The organism is Nocardia sp. NPDC004168, assembly GCF_040610355.1.
GTDB classification, from domain to species: Bacteria; Actinomycetota; Actinomycetes; order Mycobacteriales; family Mycobacteriaceae; genus Nocardia; species Nocardia sichangensis.
Genome location: NZ_JBEXME010000006.1, coordinates 183161 through 198797, shown reverse-complemented (window position 1 = coordinate 198797; position 15637 = coordinate 183161). Strand labels below are relative to the sequence as shown.

General features: G+C 70.5%; 1 protein-coding gene (only partly in view). It reads left to right on the top strand.

Going from position 1 to position 15637, the window contains the following annotated elements:
- On the top strand, positions 1 to 15637 hold the final stretch of the coding sequence (locus tag ABZW96_RS14835; protein WP_355074760.1) for a non-ribosomal peptide synthase/polyketide synthase. The gene continues 28106 nt to the left of window position 1, outside the view; only the last 15637 of its 43743 coding nucleotides appear in the window; its start codon lies beyond the left edge, outside the window; the stop codon is at positions 15635 to 15637.

Below are 15637 nucleotides of genomic sequence, written 5' to 3'. Positions count from 1 at the left end.
CAACACGCTGGTGCTGCGCAGCGCGGTCGATCCCGCGATCGCGTTCACCGAATTGCTTGCGCGCACCAAGGACACCGACCTCGCGGCGTTCGCGCACGCGGACCTGCCGTTCGAGCGTCTGGTGGAGATCCTGAACCCGGCGCGTTCGCAGGCGCGGCATCCGCTGTTCCAGGTGATGCTGTCGTTCCAGAACACCGGTGAGGCCACCTTCGAGCTGCCCGGCCTGGAAGTGGCCGGGGTGCCGCTGGACGTGGTGACCGCCAAGTTCGACCTGCACCTCAACCTCGCCGACCGGTTCGACGCCTCGGGCTCGGCCGACGGCATGACCGCCGAATTCGCCTACGCCACCGACATGTTCGACCCCGACACCATCGCGGGCGTCGCGTCGCGGCTGGTGCGGATGCTGACGGCGATAGCCGCCGATCCGTCCGTGGCCGTCGGCGATGTCGAGTTGCTCGACAGCGTCGAGCGCACCGAGGTGCTCGAGCGGTGGAACGACACCGCGCACCCGGTCGACCCGGACGCCACCCTGGTGTCGATGTTCGCCGCGCAGCTGGCGCGGACCCCGGACGCGACCGCCGTGACGTTCGAGGGGACGAGTCTTTCCTACGCCGAGTTCGCCGCAAGGGTGAACCGCCTGGCCCGGCACCTCATCTCGCTGGGCGTCGGCCCGGACTCGATGGTCGCGCTGGGCATGCGCCGCTCGATCGACCTGGTGGTCGGCATGTACGCGGTGAGCGTCGCCGGTGGCGCGTACGTGCCGCTGGATCCGGACCATCCGGCCGACCGCACCCGCTACGTGCTCGACACCGCGCAGCCGGTGTGCGTGCTCACCACTTCGCGCGACGAGTTCGACGCGGGCGCTACCCCGGCGATCGAGATCGATGTTGTCTCGCTGGCCGGGTACTCCGACGAGCCGGTCACCGATGCGGATCGCCGTGCGCCGCTGCGCTCGTCGAACACCGCGTACGTGATCTTCACCTCCGGTTCGACCGGCCGCCCGAAGGGTGTGGCGGTCTCGCACGCGGCGATCGTCAACCGTCTGGTGTGGATGCAGGACGAGTACGGCCTCGACGACACCGACGTGGTGTTGCAGAAGACCCCGGCCACGTTCGACGTGTCGGTGTGGGAGTTCTTCTGGCCGTTGCAGGTCGGCGCGCGCCTGGTCGTCGCGAAGCCCGACGGCCACCGCGACCCGGCCTACCTCGTGCAGGTCATCACCGGCGAGCAGGTCACCACGGCGCACTTCGTGCCGTCGATGCTGTCGGTGTTCGTGGCCGAGGAACGCGCCGACGAATGCACCAGTCTGCGCAACGTCTTCGCCTCCGGTGAGGCGCTGCCCGCCGCCACCGCGCAGCGGATGCAGGAACTCACCGGCGCGCTGCTGCACAACCTGTACGGCCCGACGGAGGCCGCGGTCGACGTCACCTATCACGAGGTGACCGAGGCCGACACGGTGTCGGTGCCGATCGGCGCTCCCGTGTTCAACACCCAGGTGTACGTGCTGGATTCGCGCCTGCACCCGGTGCCGGTGGGTGTCGCGGGTGAGCTGTATCTCGCGGGCGTGCAATTGGCCCGCGGCTACGTCGCGCGTCCCGATCTGACCGCTGACCGGTTCGTGGCCAACCCGTACGGCGCGCCGGGCGAGCGGATGTACCGCACCGGCGACCTCGTCTCCTGGACCGACAAGGGCGAACTGGAGTACCTGGGCCGCACCGACTTCCAGGTGAAGCTGCGCGGTCTGCGCATCGAGCTGGGCGAGATCGAGTCGGCGCTCACCGCGCTGGACTCGATCGCCCAGGCCGTGGTCGTGGTGCGCTCGGACGAGCGGCTCGGCGACCAGTTGGTGGCGTACGTCATCGCGACCGCGGGCCGCTCGGTGGACATCGAGGGCGTGCGCTCCGAGCTCGGCGGCGAGCTGCCCGCCTACATGGTGCCGTCGGCGTTCGTCGTGCTGGAGGCGTTCCCGCTGAACGCCTCCGGCAAGCTGGACCGTAAGGCGCTGCCCGCGCCGGTGTTCGAGGCCAAGGTGTTCCGCGCGCCGTCCACCCCGATCGAGGAGATCGTGGCGGGCACCTTCGGCGACGTGCTCGGTGTCGCGCGGGTCGGCCTGGACGACGACTTCTTCGAACTCGGCGGCAACTCGCTGCTGGCCACCCAGGTGACCGCGCGGCTGGGCGCCGCGCTGGACACCAGGCTCGCGGTGCGCGACCTGTTCGAGGCCTCCACCGTGGTGGCGTTGGCCGCCAGGGTGGAGCGCAACGCCGGGTCCGGCCGGAACCGGCCACGCCTGGAGGCGGGGGAGCGCCCGGCGCGCATCCCGCTCTCGCCCGCGCAGCAGCGGTACTGGTTCCTCAACCAGTTCGACACGGCCACTTCGGCGGTGGACAACATCCCGCTGGCCGTCCGGCTGTCCGGCACGCTGGAGGTGGCCGCCCTGGAGCAGGCCATCGGCGACGTGTTCGCCCGCCACGAGGTGCTGCGCACCACCTACCCGCGCTCGGCGGAGGGCCCGCACCAGGTGATCCGCCCGGCCGACCGGTCCGCTGCGGCGCTCACCCCGATCGACGTGGCCGAGGACGACCTGCTCGGCGCCGTCATCGGGTTCGCGCTGACCACCTTCGACGTCACCGTGGAGGTGCCGTTGGCGGTGGCGCTGTTCCGCATCGCGGACAACGACCATGTGCTGGCGTTCACCGTCCATCACGTCGCGGCCGACGGCTCCTCGATGGGCCCGCTGGCGCGTGACGTGATGGCCGCCTACGTGGCCCGGGTCCAGGGCGAGGCGCCGCAGTGGCAGCCGCTGCCGGTGCAGTACGCCGACTACGCGCTGTGGCAGCGCGCGGTGCTCGGATCCGAGGACGATCCGGAATCGCTGGCCGCGCAGCAGGTGGCGTACTGGCGCCAGGCGCTGGCCGACCTGCCCGATCAGCTGGAACTGCCCGCCGACCGGCCGCGCCCGCCCGCGCAGTCGTTCCAGGGCAAGGCGATCCGCTTCGAGATCGACCCGCAGCGGCACGCCCGCCTGCACGAACTGGCGCGCGCGCACAACGCGTCGCTGTTCATGGTGGTGCACGCGGCGCTGGCGGTGCTGCTGTCGCGGTTGTCGGGCACCGACGACATCGCGGTCGGCACCCCGATCGCCGGTCGCGGCGAACGCGAACTCGACGACCTGATCGGCATGTTCGTCAACACCCTGGTGTTCCGCACCCGGGTGGCGTCCGGCGAGCGCTTCGCCGACCTGCTCGGCGACGTCAAGGAACGCGACCTGGAGGCGTTCGCCAACGCCGACGTGCCGTTCGAGCGCCTGGTCGAGGTGCTCAACCCGGTGCGCTCGACCGCGCGCAACCCGCTGTTCCAGGTGGGCCTGTCGTTCCAGAACCTGGCCGAGACCACCTTCGAGCTGCCCGGCCTGACGGTGAGCGCGGTCAACTTCGACTCGCAGCTGGCCAAGACCGACCTGCACGTCACGCTGTACGACCGGTACGCAGACGACGGCACGCCCGCCGAGATCATCACCGAATTCGGTTACGCCACCGACCTGTTCGACGAGGACACGGTGCAGGGCTTCGCCGACCGGTTCCTGCGGGTGCTCGACGCGGTGGCGGCCGACGCCACGGTGCGGGTGGGCGAGATCGACCTGCTCGCGGCCGAGGAGAGCGAGCGCATCCTCACCGCGTGGAACGCCACCGAGCACGAGGTCGACACGACCGCGACGCTGGTGTCCTTGCTGGATGCCACGGTGGCCGCGACCCCGGCGGCCGTGGCGCTGGTCGCCGACGAGCCGACCGGCCGTCGCGAGCTGACCTACGCCGGGCTGGACGCGCGGGTCAACCGACTGGCCCGGTACCTGATCGGCCGCGGCGTCGGCCCGGAGGACCGGGTCGCGCTGGCGATCCGCCGCAGCAGCGACCTCGTGATCGCCATGTACGCGGTCGCGAAGGCCGGTGCGGCGTACGTGCCGATCGATCCGGACCAGCCCGCCGAGCGGACCGACTACATCCTTGGCACCGCCGCGCCGGTGTGCGTGCTGACCACCGGCCGCGACGGGTTCCACACCGCGGCGGCCGATGTCGTGCAGATCGACGGGCTCGACCTCGCCGAGTACCCGACGGCTCCGGTGACCGCGGCCGAGCGCACGGGTGCGCTGACCCCGGCGAATACCGCGTACGTGATCTTCACGTCCGGTTCCACCGGTCAGCCGAAGGGCGTCGCGGTCCCGCACGCGGCGATCGCCAACCAGTTGCAGTGGGAGACATCTGTCTTCGAGCTGGGCGCGGACGACGCGGTGCTGCTGAAGACGGCGGCGACGTTCGACCTCTCGGTGTGGGAGTTCTGGTCGGCCGCGGTTTCCGGCGGCCGCCTGGTGATCTCGTCCGCCGACGGGCATCGCGACCCGGCGTACCTGAACGAGCTGATGCGCGCCACCGGCGTCACCACGCTGCACGTGGTGCCGTCCATGCTGGACGCGCTGCTCACCGAATCCGGTGGCCGCCTGTCGGACTCGCTGCGGCGGGTGCTGGCCATCGGTGAGGCGCTGCCCGCCGCGACCGCCCAGCGGTTGCGCCGCAACAACGCCGCCGAACTGCACAACCTCTACGGTCCGACCGAGGCGGCGGTGTCGATCACCAGCCACCTGGTCACCGATGCCGACGAGGCGTCGGTGTCGATCGGCGCGCCGGAGTGGAACAGCCGGGTCTATGTGCTCGACTCGCGACTGCGGCCGGTTCCGGTCGGCGTCTCCGGTGAGCTCTACCTGGCCGGTGCGCAGTTGGCGCGCGGGTACTTCGGTCGTGCGGACCTGACCGCGGACCGGTTCGTCGCCGACCCGTTCGGCGCGGCGGGCGACCGGATGTACCGCACCGGCGACCTGGTGGCCTGGAGCGCCACCGGCGAGCTGGACTACCGCGGCCGCACCGACTTCCAGGTGAAGATCCGCGGCTTCCGCATCGAGCTCGGCGAGATCGAGGCCGCGTTGCTGCGGCAGGACGCGGTGAGCGCCGCGGCCGTCGTCGCGCACACCGATCCGAGCATCGGCGATCGGCTGGTCGCCTACGTGGTGACCCGCACGGGCGCGCTGGACAAGCGGGCTCTGCAGTCCGCGCTGTCGGCCGAGCTGCCGTCGTACATGGTGCCGTCGATGCTGATCGGGCTGGAGGCGTTGCCGCTCAACGCCAACGGCAAGCTGGACCGCAAGGCGCTGCCGGAGCCCACCTTCGAGAAGGCGGTGTTCCGCGCGCCGGTCACGCCGATCGAGCAGATCGTGGCGAACACCTTCGCCGAGGTGCTGCGGCTGTCCGATCGCGAAGGCGGTGAGGCCAAGCGCCTCGGCCTGGACGACGACTTCTTCGCCTGGGGCGGTAACTCGCTGCTGGCCACGCAGGTCGCCGCCCGCCTGGGTGAGGCGCTCAACACGCGGGTGCCGGTGCGTCTGCTGTTCGAGGCGTCCACCGTCGCCGCGCTGGCGGTGCGGGTGGAGCAGCACGCCGACATGGGTGGCCGCCGTGCTCTGACGGCGGGCCCGCGGCCGGAGCACATCCCGCTGTCGCTGGCGCAGCAGCGCATGTGGTTCCTCAACCGGTTCGACACCCAGTCGGCGGCCTACAACGTGCCGATCGCGGTGCGGTTGTCCGGCGCGTTGGACGTGGCCGCGCTGCGTGCCGCGATCGCGGACCTGGTGAGCCGCCACGAGATCCTGCGGACGGTGTACCCGCAGACCGAGGCGGGCCCGGTGCAGGTCATCCTGCCGCCCGCCCAAGCCGTGCCGCGGTTGGAGGTGCGGGTGGTCGCGCCGTCGCAGATCGAGTCCGCCGTGGTGGCGCTGACCTCGACGATCTTCGATGTCACGACCGAGGTGCCGGTGAAGGTCGCGCTGTTCCAGATCGCCGGGGAGGGCGCGCAGACTCCGGCGGACGGGTCGGTGGACTACGTGCTGGCCATGGTCGTGCACCACATCTCCGGTGACGGCTCCTCGGTCGGCCCGCTGACCAGGGACCTGATGATCGCCTACGCCGCGCGGTCGGCGGGCGAGGCGCCGAACTGGGCGCCGCTTCAGGTCCAGTACGCGGACTACAGCATCTGGCAGCGCGAACTGCTCGGCGACGAGGAGGATTCGGAATCGCTGGCCGCCAAGCAGGTCGCCTACTGGCGCCAGGCGCTGGCCGAGCTGCCCGATCAGCTGGACCTGCCCTCGGACCGGCCGCGCCCCGCGGTGCAGTCCTTCGCGGGCGGCAAGGTCGAGCTGCGGGTGGACGCGCAAACCCATCAGGCGCTGATCGAGCTGGCGCGTGCGGAGGGCGCGACGCTGTTCATGGTCGTGCACACCGCGCTGGCGGTGCTGCTGGCCCGGTTGTCGGGCACCGACGACATCGCGATCGGCACGCCGATGGCGGGCCGTGGCGAAGCCGTTCTGGACGATCTGATCGGCATGTTCGTCAACACCCTGGTGTTCCGCACCCGGGTCGAGGCGGGCGAGGCGTTCACCGAGCTGCTGGCCCGCCAGCGCGAGACCGACATCCAGGCGTTCGCCAACGCCGACGTGCCGTTCGAGCGCCTGGTGGAGGTGCTCAACCCGGTGCGTTCGACCGCGCGGCACCCGCTGTTCCAGGTGGGTCTGTCGTTCCAGAACCTGGCGCAGTCCGCGCTGGAGTTGCCCGGCCTGAGCGTGTCCGGCCTGGACATCGACACCGAGCTGTCCCAGTTCGACCTGCACTTGATCGCGACCGACCGCTACGACGACGCCGGCGCGCCCGAGGGCATCACCGGCTTCTTCACCTACGCGACCGACATGTTCGACCGCGCGACGGTGCAGGGCTTCGTGGACCGGTTCGCGCGCCTGCTCGGCGAGATCATCGCCGCGCCGCGCACCCCGGTCGGCGACCTCGAACTGCTCGACGCCGCCGAACGGACCCAGCTGCTCACCGCGCGCAACGCGACCGACCAGCCGGTGGACACCTCCGCCACGCTGGTGTCGCTGCTGGACGCCACGGTGGCGGCCGGGCCGAAGGAAGTCGCGCTCGTCACCGAGGACGGCGAGTCGATCACCTATGGCGCACTCGATGTTCGGGTGAATCGTCTTGCGCGGCATCTGATTTCGTTGGGTGTCGGTCCGGAGTCGCGAGTGGCGCTGGCGTTGCGTCGGTCGGTCGATCTGATCGTGGCGATGTACGCGGTGGCGAAGTCCGGTGGCGCGTACGTGCCGGTGGATCCGGATCAGGCTGCCGAGCGCACGAGCTACATCCTCGAGACGGCGGCACCGGTGTGTGTGTTGAGCAACGCCGAGGCGGAGTTCAGTACCGATGTCGCGCCGGTGGTGCGCATTGATGAGCTCGACTTGTCGGGTGTGGATGCCACGCCGGTCACGGATGCGGATCGGGTCGCACCCCTGCGTCCGGAGAACACGGCCTACGTCATCTTCACGTCTGGTTCGACGGGTCGCCCGAAGGGTGTCGCGGTTCCGCACGGCGCTATCGCGAACCAGTTGCAGTGGAAGAACGTCGAATTCGGTTTGGACGCGGCGGATGCGATTCTGCTGAAGACGGCGGCGACGTTCGACTTGTCGGTGTGGGAGTTCTGGTCGGCCGCTGTCTGCGGTGGCCGTTTGGTGATCGCCTCCCCGGACGGCCACCGAGACCCGTCCTACCTCAACGAGTTGATGGCCCGCGAGTGGGTCACCACGCTGCACGTCGTCCCGTCGATGCTGGACGCGCTGCTGACCGCCGGTATGCCGAACTCGCTGTGGCGGGTGCTGGCCATCGGTGAAGCGTTGCCGGGTTCGGTCGCGCAGCGGTTCCTGCGGGAACACCCGCGCACCGAGCTGTTCAACCTCTACGGTCCGACCGAGGCGGCGGTGTCCATCACCAGCCACCGGGTCACTCTCGCCGACGAGACCTCCGTGTCGATCGGTGCGCCGGAATGGAACAGCCGGGTCTACGTCCTCGACTCCCGGCTGCGGCCGGTGCCCGACGGCGTCTCCGGCGAGCTGTACCTCGCCGGTGCGCAGTTGGCGCGTGGCTATTTCGGTCGTGCGGATCTGACCGCGGATCGGTTCGTGGCGAACCCGTTCGAGCCGGGCGCGCGGATGTATCGCACCGGCGACTTGGTCGCGTGGAACAGCACCGGCGAACTGGAATACCGGGGTCGTACGGACTTCCAGGTGAAGATCCGTGGCTTCCGTATCGAGCTCGGTGAGATCGAAGCCGCCCTGCTCGCGCTGCCGCAGATCGCGCAGACGGCGGTGATCGCGAAGTCGGATCCGAAGACCGGTGACCGTTTGGTGGCCTACCTGGTGCCTGCCGATGCCGAGGCCGGTGTGGATGTGGGGCAGGTGAAATCCGAACTCACTGCTGGGTTGCCGTCGTACATGGTGCCCGCGGCGTTCGTGGTCCTGGATGCGTTGCCGTTGAACGTCAACGGCAAGCTCGACCGTAAGGCGTTGCCGGAGCCGGAGTTCGAGATTCAAGCCTTCCGTGCACCGTCGACTCCGATCGAGGAGATCGTGGCGTCGGTGTTCGCCGAGGTGCTCGGGGTGGAGCGTGTCGGCGCGGATGACGATTTCTTCGCTTTGGGTGGTAATTCGCTGTTGGCGACGCAGGTCGCGGCGCGGATCGGCGCGGCACTGGATGCCCGTGTCCCGGTGCGTGTGTTGTTCGAAGCCTCCACCGTGGCCGGATTGGCCGCGAAGGTCGAGCAGCACGCGGGGGCCGGTGGCCGCCGCGAGCTGGTGGCCGGTCCGCGTCCGGAGCACATCCCGTTGTCGCTGGCGCAGCAGCGCATGTGGTTCCTCAACCAGTTCGACACCGCCTCGGCGGTGAACAACATCCCGGTGGCCGTGCGGCTCACCGGCGAGCTGGATGTCGAAGCGCTGCAAGCGGCGGTCGGGGACGTCATCGCCAGGCACGAGACCCTGCGCACCGTCTACCCCGAACAGGACGGCGCGGCGCACCAGGTCATCGTGCCCGTCGAGCGGGCACTGCCGGACCTGCGGCCGGAAGCGGTCGCGCCCGAGGACATCCGGCACCGGATCATCGAGGTGATCTCCGCCGGGTTCGACGTGACCACCGAGGTTCCGTTGCGGGCCAAGCTGTTCCGCGTCACGGATGCGAGCGGCGGGGCGGGAGCCGGCACAGCGTACGTGCTCGTGTTCGTCGCGCATCACATCAGCGCCGACGGCTGGTCGATGGGCCCGCTGACCCGCGACGTGATGCTGGCCTACGCGGCCCGTTCGGCCGGTGTGGAACCGGGTTGGGCGCCGCTGCCGGTGCAGTACGCCGACTTCAGCCTCTGGCAGCGTGACGTGCTCGGCTCCGAGGACGACGCGCAGAGCCTGATCTCCCTGCAGGCCGAATACTGGCGTGCCGCGCTGGCCGGGCTGCCCGACGAGCTGAACCTGCCCGCCGACCGGCCGCGTCCGACGACGCAGTCGTTCGCCGGTGGGCGCGTGGTGTTCCCGATTTCCGGCGAGTTGCACGGCAGGCTCACCGAGATCGCCAGGCAGCAGAACGCGACGCTGTTCATGGTGGTGCACGCCGCGCTGGCGCTGTTCCTGGCGCGTATGTCCGGCACCGACGACATCGCCGTCGGCACGCCCATCGCGGGCCGCGGCGAGGCCGAACTCGACGACGTGATCGGCATGTTCGTCAATACCCTGGTGCTGCGTTCGCACGTGGACGGCGACCTCACCTTCGACCAGTTCCTGGCCCGCACCAAGGACGCCGATCTGCAGGCGTTCGCGCACGCGGACCTGCCGTTCGAGCGGCTGGTGGAACTGCTCAACCCCGAGCGCTCCACCGCGCGGCACCCGCTGTTCCAGGTGGCGCTGTCGTTCGAGAACCTGCCCGAGAGCAGCTTCGAGCTGCCCGGACTGCACGTGGGCGCGGTCGATTTCGACGTCGACACCGCCAAGTTCGACCTGTCGCTGACCATCCGCGAGGCAGGGGAGAACCCCGACGACGCGGGCATGTACGCGGAGTTCTCCTTCGCGCGCGACCTGTTCGACGACGAGACGGTGCGGGTGTTCGCCGAGCGGTTCACCAGGCTGCTCACCGCGATCGCCACCGACCGGGAAACCCCGATCGGCGACCTGCCGCTGCTGGACGTGGCCGAGTACCACCTGCTCACGCACGTGGCGGGCGAGGACGTCATGGCCACCGGCCTGCTGCCGGACCTGCTGCAGCACGGCGCGCGGCTGGATCCGGACCAGATCGCGGTGCGCTACCAGGGCCGCTCGATCACCTACCGCGAACTGGACGAGTACTCCTCGCGCCTGGCGCGGGTGCTCATCGCGCGCGGTGTGGGACCGGAGCGCATCGTGGCGCTGTCGTTCCCGCGCTCCTACGAGATGGTCGCGGCGTTCTGGGCGGTGGCGAAGGCGGGCGGCGCGCACGTGCCGGTCGACCCGACCTACCCCGAAGATCGCATGCGGCACATGGTCAACGACTCCGGCGCGGTCATCGGCATCACCGCGAGCGAGTACGTCGACCGGCTGCCGCGCGACGTGGAGTGGCTGCGGATCGACGACCCGGCGCTGGGCGAGCTGATCGAGAGCCAGTCCGCCGAGCAGGTGACCGACACCGATCGGAACGCCGTGCTGGCGATGCGTCATCCGGCGTACGTCATCTACACCTCCGGCTCGACCGGTATGCCCAAGGGCGTCACCGTGACCCATGCGGGCATGGGCGGCCTGGTCGGCGTCGCGGCGGATCTCTACCAGCTGGAATCGCACCATCGGTTCCTGCACATCTGCTCGCCGAGCTTCGACCCGTCGGTGCTGGAGTGGCTGTGCGCCGCCTACACCGGCGCGACGCTGGTGGTCGTGCCATCGACCATCATCGGCGGCCCGGACCTGGCGGAGCTGCTGCGCACCGAGCGGGTGAGCCACACGATCATCACCCCCGCGGTGCTGGGCACAGTCGATCCGGAAGGCATGGAGGCGCTCGAGGTGGCCTCCGTCGGCGGTGACGTCACCACGCCGGAGCTGCTGGCCAAGTGGTGGCCGGGCCGCAAGTACTTCAACGCCTACGGCCCGACCGAGACGACGATCATCTCGTCCTACGCCCAGCTCACCCCGGGCAGGCACATCACCATCGGCCGCCCGGTGCGCGGCATGTCCGCGCTGGTGCTGGACAACCGCCTCAACCCGGTGCCGCCGGGCGTCGCGGGCGAGCTGTACCTGGCCGGTGGCGCGCTGGCGCGCGGCTACCACAACCGCCCCGACCTCACCGCGGAACGGTTCGTCGCCAACCCGTGGAGCGACGAGGGCGCGCGGATGTACCGCACCGGTGACGTGGTGCGCTGGTTCGCCGAACCCGGCGAGCGGGCCGGCAACGCCGCGCTGGCGTCGGTGCCGTGGCACCTCGATTACGTGGGCCGCTCGGACTTCCAGGTGAAGATCCGCGGCTTCCGCATCGAACTGGGCGAGATCGACACCGTGCTGGCGAGCCACGAGGACGTCGAGTACGCGATCACCATCGGCCGCAAGACCGAGGCGGGCGCGACGATCCTGGTGTCCTACGTGCTGGCCGCGCCGGGCCGGGAGATCGACACCGCACGGCTGACCGAGTACGCCTCGCGCACGCTGCCGCCGCATATGGTGCCGACGGCGATCGTGGTGATCGACGAGATCCCGCTGACGCCGGTCGGCAAGCTGGACCGCAAGGCGCTGCCCGAGCCCGAGCTGGCGCCGCGCGAGTTCCGCGCGCCTGCCAGCGAGGTCGAGGCCGTCATCGCCGAGGTGTTCGCCGAGGTGCTCGGCGTCGACCAGATCGGTTTGGACGACTCGTTCTTCGCGCTCGGCGGCGACTCCATCCTGTCGATCCAGCTGGTCTCGCGGGCCAAGGCGCGTGGCGTGCTGTTCACTCCGCGTGACGTGTTCGAGCGGCGCAGCGTGGCCTCGCTGGCCGAGATCGCCGCGCTGGGCGCGGGCACGGAGCAGGTGCGGCTGGAGGAACTGCCCGGCGGCGGTGTCGGCGAGATCCCGCTGACCCCGATCATGCGACAGATTCTCGCGAGCGGCTCGTCGTATCAGCGGTTCTCGCAGACCATGGCGCTGCGGCTGCCCGAAGGCATCGACCGGGAGACACTGGTCGCCACCATCGCCGCGGTCTTCGACCACCACGACGTGCTGCGGTCGCGGCTGCGCCGCACGGGCGGGGACTGGACGTTCGAGGCCCTGCCGCACGGCGCGGTGGACGTCGACGCGCTGGTGCGCCGCGTGGACCTGGCCGCCGACGCCGACGAGGCGGAGCTGGCGCGCGTGGCCACCGAAGCGCTCGACGGTGCGTTGGGCAGGTTGGATCCGGCCGAGGCCGCCATGGCGCAGTTCGTCTGGTTCGCCTTCTCGGCGGGAGCGACGGGCCCGGAGGAGGCAGCGCGCGTAACCACGGAGGGACCCGCGGACGCCGCGATCGGGCACCGCGAGCGGCGGGACGTGCTGTTGATCGTCGCGCACCACTTCGTGGTCGACGGCGTGTCCTGGCGGATCCTGATCCCGGATCTGGCGGTGGCCTGGTCGCAGCTGGTCGCCGGTCAGCCGGTGGCGCTGCCTGCCAACGGCACCTCCATGCGGCGCTGGGCGCACAGCCTGGTCCAGGCGGCGAGCGCGCCGGATCGGGTCGCGGAACTGCCGTTCTGGCAGCAGGTTTCGGCCACACCGGATCCGTTGCTCGGCGAGCGGGCGTTCGATCCGGCGGTGGACACGTTTGCCACCGTCGAGCGGGTGGAGGTCACCGTGCCCGCCGAGGTCACCGACGCGGTGCTCACCGCGATCCCGGGCCTGTACCGGGGCGGCGTGAACGACGGTCTGCTCTCGGCACTGGCCATGACGGTCGCCCGTTGGCGCGGCGACGGTTCGGACGCGGCGCTGGTGAAGCTGGAAGGCCACGGTCGTGAAGAGGACGTCGTGCCGGGCGCGGATCTGTCGCGCACGGTCGGCTGGTTCACTTCGGCCTACCCCGTCCGGCTGGACCTGGCCGGTGCGGATCTCACCGACGCGTTCGCCGGTGGCGCCGCGCTCGGCGAGATCGTGAAGTCGATCAAGGAGCAGCTGCTCGCGGTGCCCGACAAGGGCCTCGGCTACGGCCTGCTGCGGCAGCTGAATCCGGAGACCGCGCCCACCCTGGGTTCGTCCGGGCAGATCAGCTTCAACTACCTGGGCCGGATGTCGGCCGGGGAGATCCCCGAGCAGCTCGCCGAGATCGGCTGGGTGCCGGTGGCCGACCTGGGTCAGCTGGATGTCGACATGGACCTCGACATGCCCGCCAACGCGACGATCGACATCAACGCCATCGTCACCGACTCCGACGAAGGGCCGCGCCTGGGTGCGTCGTTCGCCTTCCCGACCGGTCTGCTGAGCAGGGAGCGGGTCCAGGAGTTCGCCGACCTGTGGGTCGAGGCGCTCACCGCGCTGGCGACCCACGCGCGGCGGCCGGACGCGGGCGGCTTCACGCCGTCGGACATGCCGCTGGTGCGGGTGCGGCAGCCCGACCTCGAGCAGTGGGAGCGCAGCTACCCGGCGCTGGCCGAGGTGTGGCCGCTGTCGCCGCTGCAGTCGGGTCTGCTGTTCCACGCGATGATGACCCAGTCCACCGTGGACGTCTACACCATGCAGGCCGTGGTGGACCTGGGCGGCACGCTGGACGTGGCGCGGCTGCGTGCGGCGGCTCAGGGCATCGTCGACCGGTACCCGAACCTGCGCACCGCGTTCGTCACCGACGCCGACGGCCAGGCCGTGCAGGTGGTGTTGGATCGGGTCGAGGCGCCGTGGCGCGAGGTGGATCTCACCGGGCTGCCCGCCGACGAGCGGACCGCGGAACTGCGCAGGCAGGTCGCGGCCGATCAGGCGACGCACTTCGACATGGCCACGCCGCCGCTGATGCGGTTCACGCTGTTCCGCAGCGACGCCGCGCAATGGCACCTGGCCATCACCACCCACCACATCCTGCTGGACGGTTGGTCGATGCCGCTGCTCATGCGGGATCTGCTGGTGCTGTACGCGGTGCGCGGCGACCAGACCGCCTTGCCGCGGGTGGCCTCCTACCGCAACTTCCTCGGCTGGCTGGCCGGGCGCGACCGGGACGCCTCGCTGCGCGCTTGGGCGACGGCGCTGGAAGGGGTCAACGAACCCACCCAGCTCGCGCCGCAGCCGCGCGGCGCCGAGAACTACGAGATCGGCAAGGTCGTCACCGAACTCGACGCCGACCGCACCCGCCGGATCACCAAGCACGCCGCCGAACTCGGCGTCACGGTGAACACGCTGGTGCAGGCCGCGTGGGGCATCCTGCTCGGACGCCTGACCGGCCGCGGCGACGTGGTGTTCGGCGCGACGGTGTCCGGCCGTCCGGCCGAGCTGCCCGGTGTCGAGTCGATGGTGGGTCTGTTCATCAACACGCTGCCGGTGCGGCTGCGCATCGATGACCGCCAGAGCATCGGCGAGCTGCTCGGGCGCTTGCAGGGCGACCAGGCGGGTCTGCTCGAGCACCACTATGTGGGGCTTACCGACATCCAGCGGGTGGCGGGCACCGGAGCGCTGTTCGACACGCTGCTGGTGTTCGAGTCGTATCCGATGGACAAGGAAGCGATCTCGGCCGCCAGCTCGATCGACGGCATGTCGGTGACCGGTGTCGGCGTCAACGACGCCACGCACTACCCGATGACCCTGCTGGTGATGTCGGAGGCCACGATCGAGCTGACCCTGAAGTACCTGGGCAGCCGGTTCACCGCCGAAGAGGTCGAGACACTCGCCGAACGGCTGGTGCGGGTGCTCGACGCGCTGCTGGGCGATCCGGACGCGCTGGTCGGGGACATCGACATCCTCGACGAGGGCGAACGGGCCCGGCTGCTGGTCGAATCCGGCGTCACGGCCGCGGCTTCCACGCCGGAGCCGGTGGGCCGGGTCGGCGCTCGCACGGTGTCCAAGGTGCTCGCCGAGGTCGTCGAAGAGGACCCGGACGCGCCCGCGCTGCTGGCAGGCGAGGACGAGGTCGCCTTCCACACGCTGGATCGGCGTTCCTCGCAGCTGGCCCGGGTGCTCATCGACCGCGGCGCCGGACCCGGCGACGTGGTCGCGGTGACGCTGCCGCGTTCGGTGGACGCGGTGGTCGCGGCCTGGGCGGTGCAGAAGGCCGGTGCGGCATGCCTGTTCGCGGGCGATCTCACCGCCGAGGAACTGACCGCTGCGGGCGCCGGGTTCGGCATCGGCTCGGAGTCGGTGGCCGACAGCGACATTCGCTGGCTGGCACTCGACGACGCCCAGGTGCGCGACGACATCGCCGCGGCGGCCGCGCATCCGGTGTCCTACGCCGACCGGGTCCGCCCGCTCGGCGAGGAACACCCGGCGTTCGTCGTCACCACGGCGAACGGAGTCGTCGCGATCACCCAGTCCGAGGCACTGGACGAGGCCGAACGCGTGCGTGATGAGCACGAGATCGACTACGAGTCGACCACGTACACCACCGCACTGTCCGGCCGCCCCGCGCTGCTGGAGTTCCTGACCTCCGCCACCGCGGGAGCCCTGTCCGTCGTCCCGACCGGCGACCTGGAAACCGACCTCACCGAGGGCGAGGTCACCCACTGGTTCGCGGGTCCGGGCGAATCGACCGACGCCGCGGGCGAGGAGATCACGATCGTGATCGCGGAGTAG